This is a genomic window from Patescibacteria group bacterium, assembly GCA_041651355.1.
In the GTDB taxonomy this organism is placed as follows: Bacteria; Patescibacteriota; Patescibacteriia; order Patescibacteriales; family UBA12465; genus JAPLVX01.
Genome location: JBAZJK010000001.1, coordinates 600,245 through 626,854 on the forward strand (window position 1 = coordinate 600,245; position 26,610 = coordinate 626,854).

The 26,610-nt window shown below is 43.3% G+C and carries 31 protein-coding genes and 3 tRNA genes; 23 read left to right on the forward strand and 11 right to left on the reverse strand.

Annotated features, from left to right (window positions below; translation table 11 throughout):
* Positions 1–3: 3 nt before the first annotated feature.
* Genes WC441_03060 through def form a run of 3 tightly spaced genes read left to right on the forward strand, consistent with a single transcriptional unit; the run spans position 4 to position 1,538 of the window.
* Positions 4–798 carry a class III extradiol dioxygenase subunit B-like domain-containing protein gene (locus tag WC441_03060; GenBank protein ID MFA5163485.1) on the forward strand — a complete coding sequence of 265 codons (795 nt, stop codon included), beginning with the start codon at positions 4–6 and terminating at the stop codon, positions 796–798.
* 1 nt (position 799) lies between these two features.
* Positions 800–1,054 (forward strand): hypothetical protein, encoded by a 255-nt coding sequence (locus WC441_03065; GenBank protein MFA5163486.1) that lies wholly within the window; start codon positions 800–802, stop codon positions 1,052–1,054.
* A 13-nt stretch (positions 1,055–1,067) separates the two neighbouring features.
* Complete coding sequence (def, locus tag WC441_03070; GenBank protein ID MFA5163487.1) at positions 1,068–1,538, forward strand: peptide deformylase; 471 nt, start codon at positions 1,068–1,070, stop codon at positions 1,536–1,538.
* A 47-nt stretch (positions 1,539–1,585) separates the two neighbouring features.
* Here def and WC441_03075 read toward each other — a convergent pair whose 3' ends face one another.
* Entirely contained in the window at positions 1,586–2,206 is a 621-nt protein-coding gene (locus WC441_03075; protein MFA5163488.1) for a DedA family protein, read from the reverse strand.
* A gap of 39 nt (positions 2,207–2,245) precedes the next feature.
* Here WC441_03075 and fmt point away from each other — a divergent pair, with 39 nt between their 5' ends.
* The 5 genes from fmt (at position 2,246) to WC441_03100 (ending at position 6,234) form a co-directional block, all read left to right on the forward strand.
* Positions 2,246–3,190, forward strand: a complete 945-nt coding sequence (fmt, locus tag WC441_03080) for a methionyl-tRNA formyltransferase (GenBank protein ID MFA5163489.1) — start codon at positions 2,246–2,248, stop codon at positions 3,188–3,190.
* Between the two features lies 1 nt (position 3,191).
* Complete coding sequence (locus WC441_03085; protein ID MFA5163490.1) at positions 3,192–3,695, forward strand: NUDIX domain-containing protein; 504 nt, start codon at positions 3,192–3,194, stop codon at positions 3,693–3,695.
* A 49-nt stretch (positions 3,696–3,744) separates the two neighbouring features.
* Positions 3,745–3,819 (forward strand) — tRNA-Glu (locus WC441_03090).
* Positions 3,820–3,966: 147 nt separating this feature from the next.
* Entirely contained in the window at positions 3,967–5,127 is a 1,161-nt protein-coding gene (locus tag WC441_03095; protein MFA5163491.1) for a hypothetical protein, read from the forward strand.
* Positions 5,128–5,199: 72 nt separating this feature from the next.
* Positions 5,200–6,234: a hypothetical protein gene (locus WC441_03100; GenBank protein ID MFA5163492.1), complete on the forward strand. Its 1,035-nt coding sequence runs from the start codon at positions 5,200–5,202 to the stop codon at positions 6,232–6,234.
* A gap of 156 nt (positions 6,235–6,390) precedes the next feature.
* Here WC441_03100 and WC441_03105 read toward each other — a convergent pair whose 3' ends face one another.
* Positions 6,391–7,158, reverse strand: a complete 768-nt coding sequence (locus tag WC441_03105; protein ID MFA5163493.1) for an IMP cyclohydrolase — start codon at positions 7,156–7,158, stop codon at positions 6,391–6,393.
* 103 nt (positions 7,159–7,261) lie between these two features.
* Positions 7,262–8,506, reverse strand: a complete 1,245-nt coding sequence (gene mtaB / locus WC441_03110) for a tRNA (N(6)-L-threonylcarbamoyladenosine(37)-C(2))-methylthiotransferase MtaB (GenBank protein ID MFA5163494.1) — start codon at positions 8,504–8,506, stop codon at positions 7,262–7,264.
* 114 nt (positions 8,507–8,620) lie between these two features.
* On the opposite strand from mtaB, the gene WC441_03115 reads away from it, so the two are divergent.
* Positions 8,621–8,693 (forward strand) — tRNA-Lys (locus WC441_03115).
* 10 nt (positions 8,694–8,703) lie between these two features.
* Positions 8,704–8,776 (forward strand) — tRNA-Thr (locus WC441_03120).
* A 50-nt stretch (positions 8,777–8,826) separates the two neighbouring features.
* Here WC441_03120 and WC441_03125 read toward each other — a convergent pair.
* Positions 8,827–9,429: a hypothetical protein gene (locus WC441_03125; protein ID MFA5163495.1), complete on the reverse strand. Its 603-nt coding sequence runs from the start codon at positions 9,427–9,429 to the stop codon at positions 8,827–8,829.
* A 152-nt stretch (positions 9,430–9,581) separates the two neighbouring features.
* Between WC441_03125 and WC441_03130 the strand changes: the two genes are divergently transcribed.
* The 4 genes from WC441_03130 to recR all read left to right on the forward strand — a co-directional run bounded on the left by WC441_03130 (position 9,582) and on the right by recR (position 12,144).
* Complete coding sequence (locus WC441_03130) at positions 9,582–9,737, forward strand: hypothetical protein (GenBank protein MFA5163496.1); 156 nt, start codon at positions 9,582–9,584, stop codon at positions 9,735–9,737.
* Between the two features lie 121 nt (positions 9,738–9,858).
* On the forward strand, positions 9,859–11,256 hold the full coding sequence (gene dnaB, locus WC441_03135) for a replicative DNA helicase (protein MFA5163497.1): 1,398 nt from the start codon (positions 9,859–9,861) through the stop codon (positions 11,254–11,256).
* A 5-nt stretch (positions 11,257–11,261) separates the two neighbouring features.
* Positions 11,262–11,537, forward strand: a complete 276-nt coding sequence (locus tag WC441_03140; GenBank protein ID MFA5163498.1) for a YbaB/EbfC family nucleoid-associated protein — start codon at positions 11,262–11,264, stop codon at positions 11,535–11,537.
* A 10-nt stretch (positions 11,538–11,547) separates the two neighbouring features.
* Positions 11,548–12,144: a recombination mediator RecR gene (gene recR, locus WC441_03145; GenBank protein ID MFA5163499.1), complete on the forward strand. Its 597-nt coding sequence runs from the start codon at positions 11,548–11,550 to the stop codon at positions 12,142–12,144.
* Between the two features lie 306 nt (positions 12,145–12,450).
* Here the strand turns inward: recR and rplU are convergent, their stop codons facing one another.
* Positions 12,451–12,759 carry a 50S ribosomal protein L21 gene (rplU, locus tag WC441_03150; GenBank protein ID MFA5163500.1) on the reverse strand — a complete coding sequence of 103 codons (309 nt, stop codon included), beginning with the start codon at positions 12,757–12,759 and terminating at the stop codon, positions 12,451–12,453.
* Positions 12,760–12,906: 147 nt separating this feature from the next.
* Here rplU and murA point away from each other — a divergent pair, with 147 nt between their 5' ends.
* Both murA and WC441_03160 read left to right on the forward strand, forming a co-directional pair.
* Positions 12,907–14,166, forward strand: coding sequence for a UDP-N-acetylglucosamine 1-carboxyvinyltransferase (gene murA, locus WC441_03155; GenBank protein ID MFA5163501.1), 1,260 nt, complete (start codon positions 12,907–12,909; stop codon positions 14,164–14,166).
* A gap of 2 nt (positions 14,167–14,168) precedes the next feature.
* Positions 14,169–15,500 carry a PEGA domain-containing protein gene (locus WC441_03160; protein ID MFA5163502.1) on the forward strand — a complete coding sequence of 444 codons (1,332 nt, stop codon included), beginning with the start codon at positions 14,169–14,171 and terminating at the stop codon, positions 15,498–15,500.
* Between the two features lie 61 nt (positions 15,501–15,561).
* On the opposite strand, the gene WC441_03165 is transcribed toward WC441_03160, so the two are convergent.
* The 5 genes from WC441_03165 to WC441_03185 are packed head-to-tail and all read right to left on the reverse strand — an operon-like array spanning position 15,562 to position 19,462.
* Positions 15,562–16,443 carry a UTP--glucose-1-phosphate uridylyltransferase gene (locus WC441_03165; protein MFA5163503.1) on the reverse strand — a complete coding sequence of 294 codons (882 nt, stop codon included), beginning with the start codon at positions 16,441–16,443 and terminating at the stop codon, positions 15,562–15,564.
* A gap of 12 nt (positions 16,444–16,455) precedes the next feature.
* On the reverse strand, positions 16,456–17,226 hold the full coding sequence (locus WC441_03170) for a glycosyltransferase (protein ID MFA5163504.1): 771 nt from the start codon (positions 17,224–17,226) through the stop codon (positions 16,456–16,458).
* A 1-nt stretch (position 17,227) separates the two neighbouring features.
* Positions 17,228–18,310, reverse strand: a complete 1,083-nt coding sequence (locus tag WC441_03175; protein ID MFA5163505.1) for a glycosyltransferase family 2 protein — start codon at positions 18,308–18,310, stop codon at positions 17,228–17,230.
* Positions 18,311–18,324: 14 nt separating this feature from the next.
* Positions 18,325–19,194 (reverse strand): glycosyltransferase family 2 protein, encoded by an 870-nt coding sequence (locus tag WC441_03180; protein ID MFA5163506.1) that lies wholly within the window; start codon positions 19,192–19,194, stop codon positions 18,325–18,327.
* Position 19,195: 1 nt separating this feature from the next.
* Complete coding sequence (locus WC441_03185) at positions 19,196–19,462, reverse strand: DUF167 domain-containing protein (GenBank protein MFA5163507.1); 267 nt, start codon at positions 19,460–19,462, stop codon at positions 19,196–19,198.
* Positions 19,463–19,610: 148 nt separating this feature from the next.
* Between WC441_03185 and WC441_03190 the strand changes: the two genes are divergently transcribed.
* From WC441_03190 to WC441_03220, 7 genes are all read left to right on the forward strand, one after another.
* Positions 19,611–20,105, forward strand: a complete 495-nt coding sequence (locus tag WC441_03190) for a cytidine/deoxycytidylate deaminase family protein (protein MFA5163508.1) — start codon at positions 19,611–19,613, stop codon at positions 20,103–20,105.
* Positions 20,106–20,116: 11 nt separating this feature from the next.
* Complete coding sequence (locus tag WC441_03195) at positions 20,117–21,406, forward strand: FAD-dependent thymidylate synthase (protein MFA5163509.1); 1,290 nt, start codon at positions 20,117–20,119, stop codon at positions 21,404–21,406.
* Positions 21,407–21,408: 2 nt separating this feature from the next.
* Entirely contained in the window at positions 21,409–21,966 is a 558-nt protein-coding gene (locus WC441_03200; GenBank protein ID MFA5163510.1) for an AAA family ATPase, read from the forward strand.
* A 57-nt stretch (positions 21,967–22,023) separates the two neighbouring features.
* On the forward strand, positions 22,024–23,322 hold the full coding sequence (locus WC441_03205) for a hypothetical protein (protein ID MFA5163511.1): 1,299 nt from the start codon (positions 22,024–22,026) through the stop codon (positions 23,320–23,322).
* Positions 23,323–23,388: 66 nt separating this feature from the next.
* Positions 23,389–23,769: a hypothetical protein gene (locus WC441_03210; protein MFA5163512.1), complete on the forward strand. Its 381-nt coding sequence runs from the start codon at positions 23,389–23,391 to the stop codon at positions 23,767–23,769.
* Positions 23,769–25,286 (forward strand): Asp-tRNA(Asn)/Glu-tRNA(Gln) amidotransferase subunit GatB, encoded by a 1,518-nt coding sequence (gene gatB / locus WC441_03215; GenBank protein MFA5163513.1) that lies wholly within the window; start codon positions 23,769–23,771, stop codon positions 25,284–25,286. The genes WC441_03210 and gatB overlap by 1 nt, the downstream gene beginning before the upstream one ends.
* A gap of 3 nt (positions 25,287–25,289) precedes the next feature.
* The gene (locus tag WC441_03220) at positions 25,290–25,451 is read left to right on the forward strand and encodes a hypothetical protein (protein MFA5163514.1); all 162 of its coding nucleotides are present in this window, start codon (positions 25,290–25,292) and stop codon (positions 25,449–25,451) included.
* Between the two features lie 46 nt (positions 25,452–25,497).
* Here the strand turns inward: WC441_03220 and miaA are convergent, their stop codons facing one another.
* Positions 25,498–26,433, reverse strand: a complete 936-nt coding sequence (miaA, locus tag WC441_03225; protein ID MFA5163515.1) for a tRNA (adenosine(37)-N6)-dimethylallyltransferase MiaA — start codon at positions 26,431–26,433, stop codon at positions 25,498–25,500.
* Between the last annotated feature and the right edge of the window lie 177 nt (positions 26,434–26,610).

A 26,610-nucleotide genomic window follows, 5' to 3' on the forward strand; every position in this document is an offset into this window, starting at 1 on the left:
ATTATGCCGATCGTCAAAGCTGCTCTCCTGCCCCATTCCCCTTTACTTATACCGGAAATAGGAAAAAGTAACCAAAGCCTATTACAAAAAACCAGGGATGCTTATCAGGAAATCATTGCTGATTGCCAAGAAAAAGAAGTTGACACCATCGTCATCCTGTCACCGCATGGTCCGATCCAAGATAATTTCTTTACGATTAACATCGCCCCTGATTTTTCCTTAGACTTAAGCCAATTCGGTTATTTGAATAATAAAAAAATCCCAGGTGATACGGCTTTGGCCTATCATCTTAAGCAGACCCTCAAGCAGGATTTTCCCATCCAACAAATTACTGTCAACCCGACTGATTACGGTAGCGCCATCCCCCTGCACCTCTTTCAAGCCGCTATCCCTAAATTAAAGACTATAATCATCTATCACTCCCGCTTAGATTTGGAAACTCACCACCGTTTCGGTTTGCTCTTGGGTGGATTCTTGCAGACCCAAGCTAATAATATAGCCGTCATCGCTTCGGGCGACCTTTCCCACCGCCTCAAAAAAAGCTCCCCGGCCGGTTATTCACCCAAAGGAGCTAAATTCGATAACAAAATAATCGAATACCTAAACGACCCAGAGAATGGACGGGATAATCTGCTCAAAATTGATGCGAACCTAAGCAAGGATGCCGGAGAGTGCGGCCTGAAAGCGATTGTCATCTTAACTGGCCTTTTGGAAAATTTCCCGCATGAAGCCAAGGTGCTAGCCTACCAGACCGATTTCGGTATCGGCTACCTAAGCATGGACTTCTTACTAAAATGATATGTCCGATTTTAATTCATTCCAAGACATCCTGAAAAATAAAAAAAATATCAAAGCGCCCGCCTATCCCTGGCAAGACCTAGCCTTGAGGATCATCAAAGAATTAGGCATTCCTAACTTCAAACGCTCAGCCGTTTTCAAGGTTTGCAAAGACAAGTCGCCCCATATCATCGAAAAAGCCCTGATTGACACTAAGGAATTATGCCAGAGCGGGCAAAAATGGAAATACTTCTTTAAAATTATCGATCAAGAATAAAAATTAATCATCTATGGCCAAAGTCCTAAAAATAATAACCCACCCCAACCCCATACTTCGAAAAAAATCCGCCGAGATTTCTTTATCAAAAATTAAAGATCCGGAAATACAAAAACTCTTGCTAGATATGGAAAAAACCATGATCGTAAAAGATGGCGCCGGCCTAGCCGCCCCGCAAATCGGAAAAAACATCAGACTAATCGTTATCGCCCACAATGGAAAGAATCTTTTCCTGATTAACCCGAAGATCACCCGTCGTTCTTGGGCTCAGGAAATAGGCGAAGAAGGCTGCTTATCAGTCTTAGGTCCTCAGGGAGAAATAATCTATGGACCAGTCAAGCGACACAAGAAAGTCAGCTGTCTCTATTTTGATAGCCAGGGGCAGAAACAAAAACTCCAGGCTGAAAATCTCTTAGCCCGGGTCATCCAGCACGAAACAGACCATCTAGACGGCGTTCTCTTTATCGACCGCTTAGAAAAATAGTATTCTGCTTTTCAAAAAAGGCCGCCAGCAGGCGGTCTTTTATCAGGTTAATTATTCTTCTTCCGGCGGCGATGGTAATAAACATAAACTAGGGATAAGGAACAAATTATGATTAGAGTCCAAAAGATGCCCGTATAATACTCTTCCAACAGTTCCTTGTTCGCTCCCAAAAAATACCCTAAAACAGCCAGGATCGAAACCCACAAGAAGGACCCTAAAAAAGTATAGGTTATAAAAGGCCGTAAGGGCATCTTAGAAAAACCAGCCGGGATGGATATTAAGTGGCGCACGACCGGAAACAAGCGGCCGATAAAAGTCGCACTCCGCCCCCTAGTCAAAAACAGGTCTTCAGCCTTCTTAATCTTTTCCGGTGTCACCAAGATAAAACGCGCCCATTTAGTACTAGCCAAACGATAAACCACCGGCCGGCCCAAATAATAAGCGAGGGCGTAATTTATCAAAGCGCCGATTACGCTACCAATCGCCCCGGCTAAGATAATTAAGATAATATTAAAGCGGCCGTCAGCGGCCAGGTAAGCCGCCGGCGGAATGACAATTTCCGAGGGTAAGGGCAAAATCGAGCTTTCAATCGCCATCAAAACCACTATCCCGCCGTAGCCGATCTGACTAAAGATATCCAAGATTGTATTGACTAAACTGCTAAACATAAATAAAATCTTTTCATATAATAGCATCGCCTAAAATTTATGTCTAACCCTAGGATTCGCACAATTTTCATGGGCACGCCGGAATTCGCCGTTAAACCCCTTCTCAGTCTCATCGCCGATAATAGTTTCGAAGTCGTCGCGGTTTTTACTAACCCGGATGAAAAGGTAGGCCGAAAGCAAACTCTTAGCGAACCGCCGGTTAAAAAGATAGCTATCAAAAATGGATTGCCCTGCTACCAACCTCAAAAGATTAGAACCGAAACGGATCTAATAAAAAAATTGTCTCCCGACCTGATCGTCGTGGTGGCCTATGGCCATCTCATCCCTCAAGAAATATTAGACATTCCTCGATATGCTTGCATTAACCTCCATGCTTCGCTGCTGCCAAAATACCGAGGCGCTTCCTGTCTGCAGGCTCCGATATTAAATGGAGATAAAACAACCGGCCTGACGATAATGAAAATGGAAGCCGGCTTAGATACCGGCCCGATTCTTGAACAAGCGGAAATAGAATTAGCGCCTGAGGAAAATTTAGAATCCTTGAGAAGTAAACTGGGTGATCTCGGCGGAAAAATAATCACCCGGACGCTAAAAGATTATATTGCCGGCAAGATAAAGGAGAGAAAACAGGAAGAAGCTGGGGCAAGTTATGTAAAAATTACCAAAAAAGAAAACGGGAAAATAAATTTCTCTAAAGCGGCCGCTGACATAGAAAAAATGGTCCGCGCTTTCTATCCCTGGCCTACAGCCTGGTTTGAATTAGCTGGACCTGATGGTCAGAACAGGAAAATACAAATCTTAAAAACAGACACAGAGATTATAAAAGGACGATTCACGGAACCGGGCCAATTCTTCAGACACCAAAAACAACTTGGACTCCAATGCGAACAAGACGCCCTAGCAATAATAAGCTTGAAAATTGAAGGTAAAAATCCCATCACTAGCCAAGCTTTCATGAATGGTTATAAAAATCTAATCAAATAAGATGGAAACTATCTTAGAAATAAAAGACGGGAAATACCCAGATAACCCCTCAGAAATTAATATAAGAGAAGCCGCCAGGGCAATCCTCTTTAACGATTCCCGCTTCATCCCCCTATTATTCGTCTCTAAACACGGATTTCATAAACTGCCTGGAGGAGGCTTGGAAGAGGGAGAAGAAATAACGGATGCTTTGGCTAGGGAGATCGAAGAAGAAACCGGCTGCCAAGCAGAGATTACCGGCGAACTAGGAAAGATAATCGAATTCCGCTCTCGCTGGAAACTAAAACAAACCTCTTATTGCTACTTAGGAAAAATAACCTCCCAAGGCAAACCTAATTTTACTGAAAAAGAAACGCTCGAGGGCTTTAAGCTAGTCTGGCTGGAATTAGACCAAGCTATCTCCCAGATGGAGAAAGAACGGCCGGACAACTATGAAGGCAATTTTATCCAAAAAAGGGACCTAGCTTTTCTTAAAAAAGCCAGAGAAACCTTAAAAATTGACTAATCTTGATTATGCCCTAGAATATTGATATCCTATTCTTGCAAGACTTTTTGGCCCTTTCGTCTATCGGTTAGGACGCCAGGTTCTCATCCTGGTAAGACGGGTTCGATTCCCGTAGGGGCTGCCAAATATAAAAATCTCCATTTATATAAATGGAGATTTTTATTTTATTAAATACAAGGTTATTATTGACAAAAAAACATAATCATGCTAAAATTAGCGATTGTCTATCCTTAGGCAATATTTCTTTAAAACTAAATAAAAAAACTAGAAAATGAAAAAAATCCTGCCTTTATTGATTAAGATCGTTTTGGCTGGACTTTTCCTTTATAATCTCCACTTCTTTTATTTTGTCACCCAAAGCTTTCATCAAGCTGGACAAAAAGCGCCCCCTCCCTGCAAAGCAGATGGCGGTCGAGAAGATATTAGATTTTTAAATGAAAAGATCCAAAAAGCCAAAGCCTTAGGTTCTAACTACCTGGCCGAAGAATATTTTTCTGATTTGACTGCCATCAGGCTGAAAGAAAAGAATAATGACTTCGACCGGAGCGCTGTCCTGGCGGTTAATAATACCCTGACCGAGTTAATGGGAACATTTACCCGTAACTTAAGTAATTTGCGTGGACATAGTTCCGACCAAGCATATAGAGATGCTTTGTTTGAACTAGAAGATGCCAGGAGCCGCTCCCAAGAAACTTTGGAGCCAGGATCTAGCCGACGCGAACAGGAATTACAAGCCCAAATGGACAAACCGGGTTACTGGCACGCAAAGCTAGTAAGCCTCCTATCCTGGTTAAGCAATTTTTACCTGAAGAATTTCTTCCTCGCTCTAAGCCTTCTTTGGCTTTGGTGGTACCAAGAAAAAAACAGCCTACGGATCAAGAATCCTTTCAGCTTCCTGATTTGTCTTCTGCTCTATCCCTTAACCATCGGACGCGTTTGGTATAAGCTATCGCGGGACAATTTCCGCGCCTTAGCTTTACAGGTAGAGTTCCGCCGGCGCCAGACAGACATCTTCGCCTTGATTTCCGAAGATGAGCTAGCTGACATCCGCCGCTTTGCTAACAGCCGCCTCAAGCTCCGCGATTACAGACATTATCTAGACCAGCGCGGACTGTACCGCCATCAAAGCCTGATGCCAGCTCTAGCGGTAACACTACTCTTCCTGATTGTCACTCCTATTACTAAAGCCCAAACCAAAGTAGATGCGAATCTAGACGGCCACATTCAAACGGAAATAAAGATTAACGCGCCGCCTGGTGACCAAGGGGCACAGATTGACTACAGTCAAACTCCAACTGCCTCGCCGGCCTTAGTATTTGATGATTACCGACCGATTATCCTGGCTTTAGCTAGCAGGCTATTAGTTGCTAATTGCCAGGAAAAATTTCCCGGGTTCCTGAAAAATCCCGACCCGATTCCTTTGTTTGATTAATGATTGCCAAACGCGTGTTCTTAGTTAAGAAAACGCGAACTAAACAATTATTAATCAAAGTCAAAGGAAAAAATGAAAAAAATCATCAGCATAATCATCAGCCTCTTATCAATTACGATTTCCGGCCAAATCCTTGGCCAGAATATCAATCTGGAAAGCACTATCGTCGCCGATAGCGTTTCTGAGCAAATCAGTACCCAAAGGATTGAAGTTAAGACCGACAAGTTTAGCTTCAAATACGATTACAAAGCAAACGGCCGAGATGTCATCGGCTTAATCTTCCCCGCCTTCTGGGCCGATTCCCTCTCCTCCCTAAACGCCATGATCGTCAAGATTGGCGATAACGGTCGTGATGACCAATTCGTCCTTGATGTCTGGGCCAAACGCCGCTACAAAAATTTTGAAGCCACTTTGGAGGCTGGACGGATGAGCAGCCAAGCTAACGACCCGATTGATTATGCCGGCGCCAGGCTATCCCGGCCCCAGCTGACAATCGAAGCCTATGGTTTAGTCTATCATTCGCTGTTCGGTGAAAAGATCGGTCCGAAGTATGCCAGTTATGCTTGGATCGCCTACCACCCGAAAAATTTCTATATCGCTCTCGGCAAACAAGACCGGGATTACTGGGCCTTCTTCGGCACTAAGAACCAGAAACATTTTGGCAATTTCACTTTCACTAACTACCAGCCAAAAACCAAAAATTTTTGGTGGCGCTCCCAATTCGGTTGGGGTGAAATTAACCAGGGTTTTTTCAACCAGGATCTCTATCTAGAAGGCACGAGCTATCTAGTCGTCCCCGTTTTCTACTACAAACATTTTTCGCCCATCTGCGCTAAGGGCGAATACTCCCTAAAACTAGAAGGACGCCGTACCGGCTCTAACCAGACATACGAATTGATGATGGGAAAAAGAATAGGCAATGATATCTTCCGCCTAGCCGTCGGGATAAACAGCTCCCTCCTTGAAGGACAAGCTAACAGCTTGCGGCTCGCCCCCTCCTTTGAAGCTTATAAAGCTTGGAAAGGCAAAAACGGACAGGCCATCGTCGAATTGAGATATGATCTTCTTAGCCGGATAGCTAGCGCCTATCTGGTCTTCCGTTACTAATACTAAAATCGCTCTTTGAAAAATCCTCAGCCGCTTACACGGCGACTATGATGAGGTACCGCGGTCTAACAACGACCGCGGTTTTTTTATATAAAAAAACCGTCCTGCATATGATTTTAGGTCATAAACAGGACGGGCTTGATCAGAAAAAACTTTTTAAGCTTTCTGAAACTTATTAATCACGCATATTTCCGACTCCCCCGTAGCAATCTCAATGAATTTCACTGCCACTGAGATGCGATTGGCTTCATCCAGGTTGTCCCAAACGGTCTTAGCGATCTCCCCGATTGTACCTTCTAAAGGCAGAAGATAGGGGTCTCCCTTAAACGATGGCAAAGGGTTACCATCTCCGGAATAGGTATGAATGCAGTATCCGAAGGCCGGTATGGTGACCAAATCATAATAATACAGGTCTGATTCTTCGCTGCCATACGCGGGCTTCTTCAATAAAGCCATGCTGGCTATCCGGTTGTATTCCATATCCGGGTCGTCATCAAAAAGGTCGAAACGGGCTGCAATCCGCGGCGTAAAATTTGGGGCATCCGGTTCATAATAATACTGATCATTTATACAACGGATGCCTGAATCTAAAACGAAACCGGTGTGTTCACCATTTGTGACCACGAAAGAGCTTGGCCTAAGCGATTGATCCTGAGCCATCGCTGTGTAAACGATCAGACTTAAATCTTCATTTTCGCTGAGCAGGCTAGGGTCGGCTACTTCGACTTTCAGTTGGCCAAGTTCTTTAATTGGAACCAAAACGCGGTTCCGGCTCTTTGGGCTCCGGCCCATCAGGGCATAAACCTGGATCAGATATTTACCGGTCTCATCTAAACCAGCGATAATCAGTCTTCCGGGGTAAGGGTTGGCTTTAAGGGCGGCTAAATTATTAGCGGCTTCTTCTTTTAATTTAGTTAAATCCACGATTCCTCCTTTTTTAGAGTGTAAAAAATTATTTAAGAACGATTAAATTACCAAGAGTAATTCCTAATAAATTAATAGAAATAACACAAAATGTCAATCTATATCAAACCTTAACATTAAGCATCTCTCCCGGACGCCCGATATCTTGGCGCAGATCTAAATCAAAATGGAACTCGGTCTTACCTCGCTTCTTCTGGTCGATAATCACCGCCATGCTTTTCCCTTGATACTTTCTCAAGATCGCTTCTCGATATTTTTTCTCTAAACGATCAGACAGCGCCCGCAATTTCTGCGAACGCTCCTTAATCTTCCCGTCGCTCACCCGGCTGCTGAGCTTATAGGCGGCAGTCTGAGGGTGGGCGGAAAAAGAAAAGACATGAATCTTGCTAAAAGACATCTCTTTAGCAAAATCATATGTCATTTGAAAATCCGCTTCGTTCTCACCCGGAAAGCCGACAATGATATCGGTACTCAAGGCGATGTCCGGCATGCTCTGACGAATTTTTTCAATCCTCTGGCGAAAGTCCTTTACCAGATAAGGACGCTTCATTAATTTTAAAATCTTATCCGAACCGGCTTGCAAAGAAATATGCAGATGCCGACACAGCTTCTTATTTGAAGCGATTAGCTCTATCAGCTGATCGTCAACTTCATTTATTTCGATCGAGCTTAAGCGCAAGCGGCCTAAACCATTAATCTTGACCAATTTTTTAAGCAGAGAAACCAAGTTGACATGTCCCCGGAGATCCTGACCATAAAGACCAAGGTGAATACCAGATAAGACTATTTCTCTATATCCGGCCTTAACAGCTAAACGCGCCTCCTGAATTAATTCTATTTCGCTTCGGCTCTTGACCCTTCCACGAGCGAAAGGAATGACGCAGTAAGAACAAAATTGGTTGCAACCGTCGCCGACTTTCAAGAAATAGCGCGAACGGTCAGTCACTGTCAAACCACTCTCTAAATACTTAAAACCAGAAAATTTTACTATTTTTTTGATCTGAGCTACTAACTTGGGCAAATCGCCTACGCCCCACACCAAATCCGCCTTGATTGCCGGCTGATAGGTCTTGGGCCAGCACCCCATCACAACTAACTTGGCCTGTTTATTGTCTGATTTTAATTTATTCAAAGCTTGTTTATCTTTGCTAATCGCAGCTAGAGTCACGGCACAGGTGTTCAAGATTACCAAGTCGAGCCTATCGGCCACCGCCATGAATCCAGCCTGTTCTAAAAGCCTTCTCAGGTCGGCTGAATCATATTGGTTAACCTTGCAACCCAGGGTCCTAATCAAAAACCGCGGGCCTAAATTTATTGATTTGTTAGCATCAAAATCGACTTTGAGCATATATTTTATCATCAGTATAATTTTTCCTTACGCTCTTGTCAAAAAAAAATATTTTTGTTATTATCAAAATAATCAAAATAATGCGCTGTTTCCAGCCTTTTTTATTTTGATAATGCGCCCATAGCTCAGTTGGTAGAGCAGCTCCCTTTTAAGGAGAAGGTCGTAGGTTCGAATCCTACTGGGCGTACTTTTTTAAAGCCATCTTAGCTCAGCTGGTAGAGCAGCTGTCTTGTAAACAGCAGGTCGTCGGTTCGAACCCGACAGATGGCTCCGTTTAAAAAACCGCCTCTTGAGGGCGGTTGTTTTAGAACTACAACTTCTTAATTACGGGAAAAATCAATAACTATCATTCCTATACCCGAAGAACCGAATTCCTCATCAAGTCTCTCCTGGTTAAGCTGATTACTTCCGGGCACGGCGTAAATTTCAAAACCCCTGGTAAAAGCAAAGTCACCAAAGTAGCTAAGCTTCAAACCAACCTTTAGACTGCCCAGGCGCGCACAATGTTCTTGAAGCCAGGTGATATCAAGATATTCTTTAAGTAAACGCCTAATCGGTTCGTTGTAGGGAGTATCAAGCGGTTCGGGATCATTTTGGCCTTCCCCCTTAATTTCATCATCGATATCCTGATCATCATCTTCTTCATCCTCCAAGGTTTCCTCTTCGCTAGATTTATTAAGCTCTTGTAAATATTGCATAGACGCAGCTTGCAGATCAGAAATTTCTTGGATGATGGCGTTCTTTTTTTCTTGTTGCAAGGAAACGAGGGTGAAAATTTTCTTGTCGAGGTCATCCATAACCCCGATTTTTACCTCAGTAGGTAGAGGGTCAGTGACTGGCTCGATCATATCCTGACCGCCTAGCAAAAAAATCTGTTCGTCTATCCAGAGGGGTAGATCTTGAATGAAATCAAATGCTTCCATGGCTTTATATTTAGATGTTAAGTATTAAAGAACAATATTATTTTTATATTATAAAGTATGGCAAAAGTCAAACATTTAAAAACATGTTCCCATCTTCGGCAAAACGTGATAAAATTATGATAGACTTAAAGTTAAGCTAAAATTTAAAAAATATGGCCAAAGTAGCCCGGGATTTTATTTCCGAAGAAAAACGCAAGTTCAAATGGGTATTAGGGAAAATTCTTGCCTCCTCTCTTTCCGGCTTTATCGCCGGTATCATCGTCACCTCTCTTTTCTTCTACGCCTTATTTGATATCAGCCTTAAATAAACAGGTAAAATAAATAAGAAAAACCCGATTACTCCGGGTTTTTTATTAGAAAAAACAGTGGAAATCTTGAGTAAATCTTCAGCTTGAAAAATGGCTTTAATTAAGATAAGATAAGAGAACTATGACTAAAACCGACAACATCCTGGAGAAGCTGCCACCCCAAAGCCTAGAAGCTGAAGAATCGCTCTTAAGCTGTCTTTTAATAGATAAAGATACGATTATCAAGGTTGTCGACCACGTCATGCCTCATGATTTCTATAAGGATATCCATAAGACGATATATGAAACCATCCGGGAACTATACAACAGCCAGGAACCAATAGACATCATCACTCTGGCCAACCGTTTGGAAGAAAAAAAACAGCTTAGCCTAATCGGTGGCCGCACCTACCTAGCCTATCTTTCCAATCTGGTCGCCACCTCAGCCAACGCCGGCCATTACGCCAATATCATCCAAAGAAAAGCGACCTTGCGCCGTTTACAACAAGCGGCTAGTGAAATCATGACCATGAGCTACGAGGAAGAGAGAGAGATAGACGAGATCCTCGATGAAACTGAAAAGAAGATATTCAGCGTTTCCCGCAAATACCTGAAAAACGCTTTCTTGCCGATCGATAACCTGCTAACCGCCGCCTTCGACCGCATCGATGAGCTCCACAAAAAAAGCGGCAAGCTTAGAGGCTTGAGCACCGGCTTCTTGGATTTGGACAACCTGTTAGCCGGTCTGCAGAAATCCGACCTTATCATCCTAGCCGCCCGCCCCTCTGTCGGAAAAACATCCCTAGCTTTAGATATCGCCCGGCAAGCAGCCATTAAGAATAAAGAAGGGGTCGGTATCTTTTCCTTAGAAATGAGTAAAGAACAATTAGTCGACCGCATCCTCTGCGCCCAAGCGAATGTCAGCCTTTGGAAGATGCGCACAGGCAATTTATCAGAAAAGGATGATGATAATGATTTCGCTCGCATCGGCGAAGCGATGGGTAAGCTGGCTGAAGCCCCGATCTATATCGATGACTCCGGCACCCTCTCTATCATGGAGATTAGAGCTAAGGCTCGACGTCTCCAGATGGAAAAAGGTCTGGGCTTGATTGTAATCGACTATTTGCAATTAATGGAAGGACGAGGCAAATATGGCGATAACCGCGTCCAAGAAATCGCTGAAATCAGCCGTGGCCTCAAATCTATCGCTCGCGAATTAAATATACCGATCCTAGCCCTGGCCCAGCTGTCGCGCGCAGTAGAAGCAACTCATCCGGCCATCCCCAAACTATCACACTTGCGTGATTCCGGTTCCATCGAGCAGGACGCCGATATCGTCATGTTCATCTACCGCAAAGCGGCCGACCGGGGCTATAACCCTAACGACCTGCCTATGGATGAAAGATACCGCGCCGAAATCCATATCGCCAAACATCGTAACGGTCCGACCGGAGTAGTCAATCTGTTCTTTGATGAAAACACCGTCAGCTTTAAAAACTTACATAAACAATCCGGCCCCGAAGGTCCGGTCCAATTCTAAATAATATGTTCAGCAAACTAAAACAATTCAAAGACTTAAGAAGCCAGGCTAAGACCATGCAGAATGCTTTAGCTGAAGAAAATATCGTGATAGAAAAAAACGGCACTAAAGTCAGCTTAAATGGTAACTTAGAAATCAGCCAGGTCAGCCTTAACGAAAATCTAAGCAAAAACTCTCAGGAAGAGATATTAAAAGACTGCCTGAATGAAGCGATTAAAAAAGCCCAGAGACTCATGGCTAAAAAACTCCAAGAAATGGGAGGCTTGCCGGGCTTGATGTAAGCGCCCCAACATGAACTATCCTAAATCAATCCAAAACTTGATTGATTTCTTCAAAGAATTGCCTAGCGTCGGACCAAAAACAGCTGAACGCTATGTTTTTCATTTACTCAAGAAACCTGAAGCTCAAATAAAGTTATGGGCCTCCTATCTCAACGATCTTAAGGCTAATACCACTATCTGTAATTCCTGCCAAGCTATTTCGGAAAGTAATCCCTGCCATATCTGCCAGGATGATAAAAGACAAAAACAGATCCTCTGCTTAGTTAAGAACACTCAGGACTTAGCGGCGATTGAAGCCACTCGCCAATTCTCTGGACGTTATTTTGTCTTAGACGGACTTATAAATACGATTGAAGATATCGGGCCCAATGATATCAACGTCTCTCTGCTGATGAAAAAGATAAAAAACGAAGGCATCCAGGAACTGATCATTGCCCTAGATTTTACCCTTGAAGGAGAAACAACTACCCTCTATCTTAATAAAGCCCTAAAAGATTATAATGTAAATATCAGCCGCCTAGCTCGAGGGCTGCCGGCCGGCTCTAATCTGGAATATGCAGATGAAACTACCTTGGCGACGGCTTTAAAAAATAGAAACCAAATATAATAGTTCTTTAAAAAAAGGAAGGAGGAAAATCATGATCCCGAGTTTAATCTTACTCTGGCTTATCATGGGAATACTTTTTTTAATAGGTGCCTTCTCTCCGCGCATTAAAAAATTAGCTAAGAGAATGCAAGTCTTTATCAGTGACAAATTAATATTTTTACTCAGCTTATTGCCGACTTACAGCAAAAATATATTAGCAAAAATAATCATTTGTCTCTGGTTGACGCTTTGGATATTAAAACAAAGATTCCTGGGATAAAAAAACCGACCCTTGAAAGAGAGCCGGTTTTTTGTAAACAAAAATTTTTAAGCAATTTTAGCAATCTTCACGGCCGTAAAAATCTGGCGATGGCCGATAGTCCGCTTATATCTGATTTTATTCTTATATTTGACCACGGTTACCTTTTTGCCCTTAGCGGTCTCCAAAACCTCGGCTTCAACCTTTTCTCCTAAAGAAGGCTGGCCTAAATCCAGCTTATCGCCTTCGGCAACCAAAAGAGTATCAAATTTGACCTTCTGACCCGGTTCAAGCTCTAATTTTTCCACCTTAAGAGTCTCCCCTTCCTTGACTTTATACTGCTTGCCGCCAGTTTTGATTATTGCAATTTTTGACATAATATTTTAGTCTTTATAGACTATCTAAATTATAAAAAAATCAGCACTTACCTGATTACTTATCAATAATACCAAATATTTGAAAAATGTCAATAAATAGACTAAGATTAGATTTAGAGACTAAAATTTTATTAAAATCACAAAAATATGCCTAAATTCTTGATTAGTGGTGGCCGACCCCTAAAGGGAGAAATAAGCGTTGAAGGGGCCAAAAACAATGCCCAGATCATGCTGCCGGTAGCCCTTTTATCTGACCAGGACATGACTATCAGTAACCTGCCAAACATCGATGGCGTCGATAAGTCTTTAGAGCTGCTTCAAGATTTAGGAGCCACAGTCAAACGCCAAGAAAAAGCTGTCACTATAAGCACTAAAAATGTCAAAAAGGTGGAACTGGATGCTAAGCTAGCCGATAAATTCAGAACCTCGGTCATGTTTGTCGGCCCGCTACTGGCACGCCTAGGAGAAGTGAAATTTCCCCATCCGGGCGGTTGTGTCATCGGAGCCGCCGGCCGACCGATTGATTTTTTCTTAGACTTCTTGACCAAAATGGGCGCCGAACTAGAAATGCAAGAAAAGTTCTATCACATCAAAGCTGAAAACCTGAGGGGTTGCGAATATTTCTTCCCCACCATCAGCGTCACTGGAACCCAGAGCTTGATCATGACTGCCTGTTTAGTCCCAGGTCGAACCGTTATCGGTAACGCCGCCATGGAGCCGGAAATAGAAGTCTTGGCGGAATACTTAAATGCCCAAGGCGCTAAGATCCAGGGCGCTGGCACGCCCACAATCATCATCGACGGAGTGGCAAGCATCCAGGCTGGCAATTATAATGTCATCCCTGATCGTCTAGAAGCGGGATCTTTCGCTCTGATGGCTGCCGCTACAAAATCAGAAATCCTGATTAAAAATTGTTGGCCTAAACACATCACTAGCCTTTTAACTATTTTTGAAAAAATCGGAGTTAAATATGAAAAGGGAGAAGATTGGCTAAAAATTCTAGCTAGTCAGGAGATAAAGCCTTATGATATCAAGACCCATGAATATCCAGGCTTCCCGACTGATTTGCAAGCGCCTTATGTAGTGCTGATGACGCAGGCTCAGGGCACTTCCTTGATCCAAGAAACTATTTATGACCGCCGCCTACTTTGGACGGACATGCTTTCCCAGATGGGAGCGAACATCACGATGTGCGATCCGCACCGCATCGTGATTAACGGTCCAAGCCGTTTATACGGAAAGAAACTAATCAGCCCGGATATCCGAGCCGGGATCGCCCTGGTAATTGCTGCTTTAATCGCTTCGGGAACGACCGAGATAGATAACATCTACCAGCTTGATCGGGGATATGAAAGATTAGATGAGCGCCTCCGCCAGCTGGGAGCGGATATAAAAAGGGTGGAATAATTATGACTCACAAAACCCGCCGCTGGCTTTATCGCTTCTTCATCCTGCTATTTATCATCCTGACAAGCTATACTTCCCTCTACGCCACCGGCTACCAACTTAATCTCCGAGGTCCTTGGCGCTTAAAGCGCTTAATCGTCAAAACCGGGACCCTAGCTATCAATTCCCAACCCAGCGGGGCTAGCATTTATATTAATGACAAAAAACAATCAGATTTCTCTTGGAAAAATTTCAATGGCAAAACCTTAGCTACGCCCGCTAAAATAAAAAGCTTGGCTCCGGGAGAATATGAAATCCGCCTGGAGAAAGATGGCTACTGGCCCTGGGAAAAACGTTTGAATATAAATGCCGAACAAACGACCTACGCTGAAGACATTAATCTCTTCAAGAAAGATTCGATTCTAAATATCTTGGAATGTGGCTGCCAAGAAATAGATTTAAACCCGAACCAGCGCTACCTGCTCTTGAAACAAGGGAAAAAAATCATCGATCTCCGGAATAACCGGGATTTTAAATTAGATATCAAAGAAGAAATAACTAGTTACCAATGGTTAAAAGACAGCGATCGGGTATTAATCAATAATCGCTTGTTCGACCTAAGCACTAATAGCTGGACGGATTACCAAGAAATTATCGGTCCGGAAATCAAGAACCTATTCTATGATGAAACCAGTAACCGTCTGTACTACCAATACAAAGATTCCTTGAATTACTTTGAAAATAACAAAAAAATCAGCCAGAACCTAATAGACAAAAAGGATTACTCAAGCTTTTATCTCAAGGATGACCGCCTATTCTTATTAAGAAAAAAAGGGCAAACCCAGGTACTAGAATCATACAACTTAAAAAGTCATGCCCTTAAAGAATTATCCTTACCCGCTGGTGGCAATTATAGCTTCCATCTCGGTGATTCCGCCTGGCTGGAAATATTCGAAGAGAAAAGCCGCTCCCTTTTCCTAGTCGATCCAGAATTTTTCATGTTGCCGCGAGAAGGCTTGAAAAATTTCCGGGGCGGCCTGTGGCTACAAGCTGACAAACTACTCTATCACACTGATTTTGAAATATATCTCTTCGATCTAAAACAGAACACTAAGACCTTAATGGATCGGGTCGGATATCCGATCAAGGACCTCGTCTGGCAAGCCAAAAATAACTATCTGATTTATGCGACGAGCGAAAGCATCAACAGCCTAGACTTAAGCAACCATAACAGCACCCGGCTGTTGGCGGCAGAAAATATTTCCTCAATCTTCTTGGATAGTAAAAATAATACTCTCTATTTCACGGCGACTATCAACCAGAAAAGCGGTCTATACAAGATGATTGTCCAATAAAAACCAAAACGATTACAAAAATACGCCCGATTGGGCGTATTTTTTATTGACTACTGCCATCTTATTTGAAATCTTTCTTATTCAAATCCCGGATGAGCTTTTTCAGATCGCGGCCGATTTCTTTATCTTTCAAACCCAGCTTGATTGAAGCCTTGAGATAATTAAATTTGTTGCCAGTGTCCAGCCACTCCCCCTCTATGTTCTTTCCATAGATTGGCCTTTTCCCTTCCAACATCAAATCGAAAGCGTCGGCCAAGCGAATTTCGCCTGACTTGCCAGAATCCATCTTGGCTAAGACTTTGATTACTTCCGGAGTAATGACATAGATACCAACGGCGGCTAGATTAGACGGGGCCTTATCTACCGGCGGCTTTTCCACGAAGCGCCTGATTTCGTAAACGCCGCCACCCAGGTTCAAGCCGTCGATGACGCCGAACTTATCAACTTCTTTCTTGCCAACCGCTGATAGGCCGACAACCGAATCGCCATATTTTTCATAAACATCCAAAACCTGCTTAACCGGAGAAATTTTTGCGTCATACAAGGTATCGCCGAACATGATCAAGACCGGTTCATCATCCCGCACTAAGTGGGCGGCGCATTTGATGGCGTGCCCATCCCCTAAGGGAATCGCTTGGCGGACATAGGAAAATTTAGCCAAGCTATCTATTTCTTTCACCTTCTCGAGCAGATCCAATTTGTTCTTCTCTACCAAAGTCTTTTCTAGCTCGAATGAATAATCAAAGTGATCCTCAATCGCCCTTTTCCCCCGGCCGGTCACGAAAATTATTTCCTCGATACCGGCAGCCACGGCTTGTTCCACCAGATATTGTATAACCGGCTTATCAACTACCGGCAGCATTTCTTTAGGCTGAGCCTTAGTGGCTGGCAAGAAACGGGTGCCGAAACCGGCGACGGGTAAAATTGCTTTTTTAATTTTCATAAAAATAAATTATTATATTTTGCTTTTAAGTCCCCATTTCAAAAAGTATTTCCACCAGGAAAGAATGTGGAGCCAGGCCAGACGACTCTTGAAGATTGCCTGGTACCAAGGAAGCTCCGCACTAGCCCGTTGATGATCATGAACAACGACCGCTTCTGGGTTATAAATGACTTTCAAGCCGCGACTTCTCACTTGACGGGCTAAATCAGTGTCTTCAAAATACATGAAATAACGTTCATCAAATCTCAGGTCTCTTTTAAACATCAGACAAGACCCCATCAACCAATCAACTTCGCTGATCAGATCGTGATTAAAATCAAGCATCATGAAAGAATCCCGGACCTGTCGAAAATAATCCCCCAAGAAAGTGCGGCGCAAGATCGGGATCCAAAAACCTGGAAAACGGGAACAAGAATATTGCAAAGAGCCGTCGGGATATACTAGTTTCGGACCGACTAAGCCGACTTCAGGGTGTTGCTTGATATAATTATACAATATTTTTAGAGAATCGGCTTTAACTAAAGTATCAGGATTCATGATGGCGACATATTCCCCTTGCGATTGGCTAATACCCAAGTTGTTTCCGCCACCCATACCCAGGTTGCGGGGACTTTTGATGACTTTTGCTAGCGCCTCTAAATCTCCCAGGTCGTCTCCGGAATTATTTTCTACAACAATAATTTCGGATTGGATGCCTGAAAAATCAGCCGCCCGCAAAGAGGCTAACAAACGCCGCAATTTATCCTGGCTTTTATAGTTCACAATTACGATCGATAGGTCCATACTAGATGATTAGTTTAACTAAACGCCAATACAGGCCCAATATCGGGTTGGCTATATAGCGCAGCAAAGGATTATTAATTTCTTGAAAATTAATCTGGCCGACGAAATCTTTAGCTATTTCTTTAAAGGGTACTACCTGGAATGATCTTATGTTCCGCCTCTCTTGAAAAATCAAACGATAGGTTCCCGGCCTGAGATAATAACGGTAAGCCTTGCTTAAATCTGGAAACCAGCCGCCGACCAAAGCATAAAAGATCATGCCAAGATTCATCAAGAAAAGAGGCAAGGACAATAAGATGATTAAAGCCCAAGGATAAAAAGAAAGTACAAAAAGGCAGCGATTCCTTTCCATATAATAAACCATCTTGATACTGCGCTTGAATTCATACTTATGATAAATGCGGGCAAGAGGCGCTAATACAATCTTATAACCGGCTAATCTAGCTTTTAATCCTAATTCCAAATCATCATGGTACATGTAGTACTCTTCATTATAGCCCTTGATCTTAGCGATCAATTCTTTCTTCATCATCAAAGCGCAGCCGCTGGCATAGCCCTTAATCTCTGGATAAGGAGCGGATTCCAAAAATTGCCTAAAAGCTTCTTCTCTCTGGCCATAGCCGCGGGTAAAGCCGAAGCCCAAAAAATGAACCAGGTTACCGATGCTATTTAAAAGCGAAGCGGACTTATCCTGATTTGCCTCATGGAGAAGAATCTTAGCCTGGACAATCCCTATCTGGGAATCGCTGCCCAAGGCGGTGGCCATCTCAAACAGGCAATCCGGATCCAACTCCGTATCCATGTTAAGGATTGTCACATAATCGCAAGCGTCAGCGAGCGCCATCTTAATGCCTAAATTATTGGCGGCAGCATAGTTGCCATCCGGCCGAGGAAAAATATTAATGTCAGGATAATTTTTTTTCAAAAAAGCTAAAGATTCCGGGCTAGAGGCGTTATCAACGATATAAACCCGATAAGAAAAATTTCCAAGCCTCTGTTTTTGCAGGCTGGCAAAACAAGCCTCTAAATACTTAGCGGCGTAATCTTTATAATTTATCAGGATGACTCCGATTAACTTAGACATGTAAAAAAGTAAATTTATTTAGCTAGGATCTTTTTGCCAACAGTGTATAGTTTGGCTAGAAAGCTTCCTAGAGGCCACAGACATGACAAGACCCGATATTGCCAAGCTGGCTCCCATTTCTGGAAATAGGCAAGCATAGAAGATTGAAAATATGATTGCGTCCGTCCAATCCCGATTTGCTTGAAGCTTTGCCCGACCAGATCAAGAGCGGTTGCCTCAGGATTATACCAAACCTCGCCCCCTAATTTATAAACCTGGCGGCAAAAATCAACCTCTTCAAACCAGACAAAATATCTTTCATCTAATAAAGGTTTGTCTTGGCCGCTGATTGCCTGATAAGCTAGACGATCGATTAAGAAAAAAGAACCGCGGATAGAAGCGACTTTAGACGCCTGAGAATAATCAAAATTTTTCTGCAGATATTTAGACAAGAGGCCTGGAAATAAGTGGGGTAGCTTCAAAATCACTAAAGCTTGATCCCAAAAAGTGGGAAAATTTCGAACTTGAGGTAAAACCTTCCCCTCCCTATCTAAGAGACGGGCGCCGGCTACCACTGCGGACTTTTTGTTAGCCATAAAATCCAGCATCTTCTCCAAAGTATCGGTTTGCAAGCGCATATCCGGATTGAGCAAGAGGATAAAGCGCCCCTGAGCTTGTCTGATAGCAATATTGTTGGCCTTAGCAAAACCGAGGTTGGAATCGTTAGCGATCAGTTTAACCCCTGGGAAAAACTCTTTAAGCATTTCCTGGCTGCCGTCCTCAGAAGCATTATCGACGACAAAAACCTCCCAAGAAAATTTAACTTGGGAAGCATATAAAGCTTTCAGGTTTTCCCGTAACTGCTCTTTAACATTCCAAGAGACGATGACGACTGATATATCCATATTACTGTAAAATCTTAACCAGCTTCAAAGCTTCGCCGGCACCAGCCAAGATCTTAATGTTAGACTTATCAACCTCGAATTCTTCGGCTAGGAAGCGGATCAATTCCAGGTTGGCCCGCCCGCGTTGGGGTGGGGCGGCGATGGCTATTTTCAAGGTGTCATCTACCATAAGCTGCTGAACCCCGGAAAATGGAGCCCGCGGACTGACTTTTATCCTTAAATATAGCTCTTTTTTTGCAGAGAGCTGTTGTTTAAACTTTTCTAGCATTTTATCGCTTTTTATGTCTATATCTTAGCATTTTCCGGCCAAAAATCAAGCAAAAACAACAAGATAAATGATTTTAGTCAATCTTTATTTTCTTTTAATAATATATTAAAATAAAGAAGCTTATCTAGGCTCTAAATATATAAAACATATGAGCGAAAACAACGGATATAAACGCCCATCTTGGGATGAATATTTCATCCAGATAATGAATATGGTTGGCAGCCGCGGTACCTGTGATCGGGGCCGTAGCGGCTGTGTCATCACCAAAGATAAACGATTGATTGCCTCTGGTTACGTCGGCTCCCCGATCGGCTGCCCTCACTGCGATGAAGAAGGGCATGAAATGCATACTGTCATCCATGAAGACGGTCATGAAAGCCGACATTGTATCCGGACCGCCCACGCCGAACAGAATGCTATCTGTGAGGCCGCTCGTATGGGCATCTCCCTGGAAGGCGCCACTTTGTATTGCAAGATGACTCCCTGCTATACCTGTGCCAAGATGATAATCAATGCCGGCATCAAGCGGGTCGTCGCTGAACAAGACTATCATGCCGGAAATCGCAGTAAAGAAATATTTAAAGAGGCTGGCGTTGTCTATGAACTGCTCAATAGCACCGTCACTAAATATGAAGACCAATAAAAACTAAAACTATGGCGAACATTTTCATTTACGACGAATTCAATCCCGAAGATAGCGCGATGATGCAAGCGCTCTATTCCCGTAGCCCTAAAAGCGTAACCGAGCATGTCGAGAAAGTAAAAAGCAGTGGCTCAGGCAAATTCATGGAAACCTTCTACGTCGGCTATGGCCACGCCTCGATTGCCGATTGCGGTAGTACAACCATGTTCATCGAGGGCGTCAGCATGCTAGCTGATAAAGCTATCCAGGATTGGCAACTATACAGCGGCCAAGAAACCAGCACGCGTTATATAGATATGTCCAAACAAGCGATCATCGACCCTATCGCTAGCCCGGAATCAGCGGCCATTTTAAAAAACTGGATGGACTTTTATATCAGCAATCAAGAAAAAATACAAGCCTATTTACAAACTAAATATCCGAAAAAAGCTGATGAAGATGAAGCGGTTTATCTAAAAGCTATCAAAGCCCGCGGCTTCGACATCATGCGCGGCTTCCTGCCAGCCGGGATTACTACCCAGCTTAGTTGGCACACGAATCTTCGCCAGGCCTGGGACAAGTTAGCCCTGCTCTTGCACCACCCCCTGGAAGAAGTCCGGACGATTGCTCAAGAAATCTATCGTCAGCTAAAAGAGAAATACCCGCACAGCTTCTCTCACCCTTATAACGAAGACCAGGAAAAATATCGGGAAAACATGATGGCCAAATATAATTACTATCACTCAACTAATGCGACTGATTTCGCTTTCTTGACCACGATTAAAAATGAAGAGATCAGCGACTACCAAGATGCCTTTGACTCCCGTCCGCCAAAAACCAGCCTGCCTAATTTCTTAAATGACCTTGGTACTTGCACTTTTAAATTCTTGCTTGACTTCGGCTCTTTCCGAGACATCCAAAGACATCGCAGCGGCATCTGCCGCATGCCCCTTCTTAGCACCGAGCTCGGTTTCAACCCCTGGTATTTAGAGCAATTACCTGAAAATTTAAAGCTAGAGGCAGAAAAACTAATTGCTACCCAAAAAGAAGCTATCGCTAAATTGGACGCCAGTCCAGAAATCAAGCAATATTACATCGGCATGGGCTTCAACGTCTTCTGTCGTAATACCTACCCCCTGGCGGCAACAGCTTATGTCGTCGAACTTAGGTCGGGCAAGGCTGTCCATCCGACCTTACGCCGCGTCGCGCATAAGATGGCGGCGGCGATTAGCAGCTCCCTGCCTAATTTCAAATTGTACTGCGATTTAGATCTGGATGACTGGGACATCCGTCGCGGCCTAGCGGATATCGTTAAAAAATAATTATGTCCAAAATCATCCTCGGCTTCGCCGGCCCTCTGGCTAGTGGTAAAGAAGTCGCTAAAAAATATTTAGAGACCGAACATCAGGCTAGCGTCCATCGCTTCTCTGCGATGCTTCGCGATATCTTAAACCGTCTCTACTTACCGATTAGCCGGGAGAACATGCAAAACTTATCTTTTGATTTACGCCAACGCTTCGGCGAAGACACCTTGGCCCGCGTCATCGCTGAAGACGTAAAAAATGACCCCCATGGCATAATCGTCATCGACGGTGTCAGACGCCTGGATGATATCGCCAGCCTAAAAGATGTCCCCGGCTTCTCTCTGATCAGTATCGATGCCGATCCTAAAATCCGCTACGAACGGATGAAATGCCGTAATGAAAATAAAGGCGATGCCGATAAAAGCTATGATGATTTTTTGGCGGACGGCCAACGTGAAGCTGAACTGCAGATACCCGAAGTGATGGCCACCGCTAAATTCCATATTGATAACAACGGCGACCTGCCAAATCTATACCAGCAGATAGAAACGATATTGGACGCCTTAGGTAAACAATAAATTTATTTAATAAGGAGGAGCGCGATTTTAAAACGCTTCTTTTATTATCTTAAAAATATGATCACTCGCTCAGGGAAATTCATCGTCATTGACGGCACGGATGGCTCCGGCAAAACCACCCAACTCAACCTCTTGGCTACAAAACTGAAAGATGAAGGCTACGGCGTAGCCATCGCTGATTTCCCTCAATACAATACCAAATCAGCTGGGATGGTCGAAGAATATTTATCTGGAAAATACGGCGGCGCCGGCGAGGTTGATCCCTATCAAGCCTCCATCTTCTACGCGGTCGACCGCTATGATGCTAGCTTTAAAATCAAAGAGTGGCTAAAGGAAGGAAAAATAGTCTTAGCTAACCGCTATGTCAGCTCCAACCTTGGGCACCAAGGTGGCAAATTTGACAACCCTTTAGAAAGGAAGATTTTCTTTAACTGGCTATATGATCTGGAATACCGCCTATTTTCCGTCCCTAAACCCGATTTATCCCTAATCCTTCACGTCGAAGCTGATATCGCCCAACAGCTAGCCGCTAAAAGACAGCGGGAAGACTGGACGGGAAAAACCAAAGACATACATGAGAACGATCTCAACCATCTCAAAAGAGCGGAACAGGTGTATCTAGAAATCGCTCGAACTTTCCCCGACTTTAAACTGATAAAATGTACGAACCAGGGAAAAATATTACCGCCAGAAGAAATAAACTATTTAATCTGGATATACATTAAGAGGATTATAAACATCGGAGAACCAGCCAAGACTAAAGGTTTGCAGGCAATTTCTGACATCATCACCAAGAACCACCGCCTAAGTGAAAAATTTCCTGAGTTGAGCGCTCAGTCCTATCGCGCTCCGGAAAACGAAGATATCAAAATAAAAAAACTCAACGATTGGCTGAATCCTGCCTCAGAAACAGAAGCACCGATAGAGATAAGCCTAAAGGCTGAAGAAAAAACAGAAAAAACCGAGGTAAAAGCTCATAAGAGAAGTTGCAAAATTAGGGTGCAAAAAATACACCCCAGTGCCCAGCTTCCCAGCAAAGAGCATCATCGCAATGCTGGCTTCGACCTTTATTCGCATGATTATTATTCAATTCCTCCATATCAGCAGGCCCTGATTTCCACCGGCTTGAAGATAAAGATACCCCATGGCCATGTCGGCCTCATCTGGGATAAGAGTGGCCTGGCGAACTTCGGTTTCAAGGTCATGGGCGGCGTCATCGATGCTAACTACCGGGAAGAAATCCGAGTGATATTTAAAAACCTGAGTGAAGATATATATCATATCGTCCCTGGGCAGAAGATTGCCCAGCTCTTAGTCCAGCCGATTGCTGATCCGGAAATGAGTGAAGACCTATAAAAACTTTACTTTTCCGGCTAGATATAGGAAAATAAAGGGGTAAGCTAAAAAATAATCATAAAAATTATGTGGCCATTTTCTCGAACCGCACCTGAAGCCGAAATGTATCCTTTCCCGAAAAACAATATTTTAAACACCGAGAACAAAGAACAAGACTTAAGCCAGGAAGAGCAAGAAATATACCAAGGATTAATCACCCGGCTAAAGACAAAAAATCTGCCTGACGATCAACAGGAAATTAGCCCGGAAGATAAAGAAAAGATAGATATGGGCGGACATGCCATCACCTATCAAACAGATGGAATCAGCCTGGGAATACCTAGTATCCACTTGGCTTATGCTTTTCATGAAATCGACCAAGCTTTCCCTGAAAAGCCCTGGCAATGGAAAAGAGATTTGGCTGGCAAATTAGCTAGCTTGCTAAAAACTAAACACCGACAAAACTAATGGACTATGATGTCATAATCGGCTTGGAGATACACGCCGAGTTAAAAACTAAATCAAAGATGTTCTGCGCCTGCGATAATGATTCGCTTGGCAAAGAAGCTAACTCTTGCGTCTGTCCGGTGTGCCTTGGACATCCCGGCACCTTACCCGTGCCTAACAAGGCGGCCATCGAGTGGACGATCATGACTGGCTTGGCTTTGAATTGCCAAATTAACCGTATTTCTAAATTCGATAGGAAGAACTATTTCTACCCTGACCTACCTAAAGGCTATCAAATTTCCCAATATGATCTCCCCCTAGCCTATAACGGCTATTTAGAGATAGATGGCGATAAAATTGAAATTACCCGCATACACCTAGAAGAGGACACTGGCAAATCAATGCATAATCGCGACCATACCCTATTAGACTTCAACCGGGCCGGTACGCCACTAATGGAACTGGTTACTGAACCAGTGATGAAAAATGCCGCCCAAGCAAAAAGCTTTTGCCAATCATATCAGCAAATATTGAGATATCTCGGAGTTGCTAACGCCAACATGGAAAAGGGCGAACTGCGCTGTGAAGCCAATGTCAGTCTGCAGAAACCTGGGGGATGGGAATACAGGGATGGACAAATTTTAGCAATCGGAAAAAACAAGCTTAACCCTAAAGTCGAAGTAAAGAATATAAACTCTTTCCGCGCCCTCGAGAAGGCTATCAATTTTGAAATTGTCAGACAGTCGGAAGCTCTAAAAAACCACAAGATAATTATTGCTGAAACCAGGGGCTGGGATGATAACAAAAACATGACGGTCAGCCAGAGGATTAAAGAAACTTCAGCTGACTATCGCTATTTCCCTGAGCCAGATATCCCGCTTCTCAAGATTTCCGACACCGAAATAGAAAAATTACAAGCTGATCTACCAGAATTGCCCATCGCCAAGAAAAAACGTTTCCTTTCTGAATACGGACTTGATCCTAAGATGGTCGAGGTTCTGATAACGGATAAGAAAATAGCCGCCTGGACTGAAGAGGTAATTTCTGAACTCAAGGCCTGGACAGAGACTAGGGGGGATGATATCGCCGGACAAGACAAGCGCTTAGCCCGTCTGGCCGCTAATTGGATTAGCGGAGAAATCCTAAAAATCCTGAACGCTCAAGAAGAAAGCGATATTAGGAAACTAAAAATCACTCCGGAAGACATGGCTGAGTTGATTTGCCTAATCTATGAAGGTCGCATCAATTCTTCAACCGGCCAGAAGGTCTTATCCATAATGGCGGAAAGCGGACGCGACCCAGAAGAAATAGTTAAAGAACAAGGTCTAGAACAGAGTCATGACCAGGATGAGATAAAAAATGCCGCCACTAAAGTAATCGCCAATTATCCCGACCAGGTCAATGAATATCTAAAAGGTAAAACTAATATTATCCAATTCCTTATCGGCAAAGTAATGGCTGAGACCCAGGGTCGAGCCAATCCCCAAATTGCCAAAGAAGCTTTAGAACATTTTTTAAATAAACCACCAAAACTCTAAACCATGGACAGAAAAGCTGAAGACTATGTTGAATTTATGGCTGGCTCTAAGAGCAGTAACCCACTAAGAAAAACCGGTGAGCAAATACTGCCACCGGATACCGAAGAAACCAACCGGGATGACAAAGAAAATAACGATGAAATCCCCGGCGAAGAAGACCGCTAAAGAAAAAAAGCTATTCACTGAGAATAGCTTCTTTTAAAGCTGGTCTTCACGCCCCCTTAATTATCTTCTCTGCCTGAGCGGCATCTTTAAACCATTTTATCTTTCTTCCTTGCCTTTCCCAACGTTTGAACCAAGTTAATTGCCTCTTAGCAAATTGACGGATGGCAATGTTAAGATCGACAAACATCTTATCATAATCTATTTTCTTTTGCAGATAATGAGCAAGGAACTTATATTCTAGGCCAAAACTTTCAAGCCGCTGCCAAGAGACTCCTTGTTTATGTAATTTCTTCACTTCCTCAATTAAGCCTTCTTTTTCTAAGCGCTCTTGCAAGCGCTTTTCTATCTTCTGGCGCAGTATTTCCCGGCCAGGATTTAAACCAATTAATTCAAAGCTATAGCGGGATTCTTTCTTTTGATTGTTGACATGCCCTTGTTCCACAATTTCTAAGTAACGAGCCAAACGCCTGGTATTATGGCGATCGCTGTCATTTATCTTCTTGGCGAAAGCGGGATTTAGGCGATCAATTTCATTAAATAATTCTAAAGCGTTTAAACGTTCGCGCCTGGTCCTTTCCTTGTGATCTGAACCGAATGTCCCTAAATCATAATTATCTACAACGGCCTGGAGATATAGGCCGGAGCCGCCCACTAAAATCGGGAGCTTATTCTTTTGTAAAATCTTATCAATCGCTTTAAAAGCTAATTTTTGAAACTTAGCTAAATCAAAACTCTGGTTAGGCTTAACAATATCGATTAGGTGATAGGGGATCTTTTTCTTGCCAACTTTGTATTCCCCTAAATCCTTGCCCGTGCCAACATCCATGCCTTTATACACTTGCCGGCTATCAGCGCTTATAATCTCGCCATTAAATTTAGACGCTAGAGCCACGGCTAACTTGGTCTTGCCGCTAGCTGTCGGCCCAAGGATAACTAAAACTAAGGGATGAGGCTCGCTATTAGATTTTACTTCGGGTGACATATGTAATTTGAAATTAAACGTTATTTATTATATAATTAAGTTAACTGGACTAAACTTAGCCAGCCGACGCTGTTCTTTTTTATTCACCAAACCAAATTCCACCCAATGAAAAAGTTAATACAAAGCGACAATTAGCCGGTTGAAAAAAGGTGAGACGATTCGCTTCTTCAATTAAAT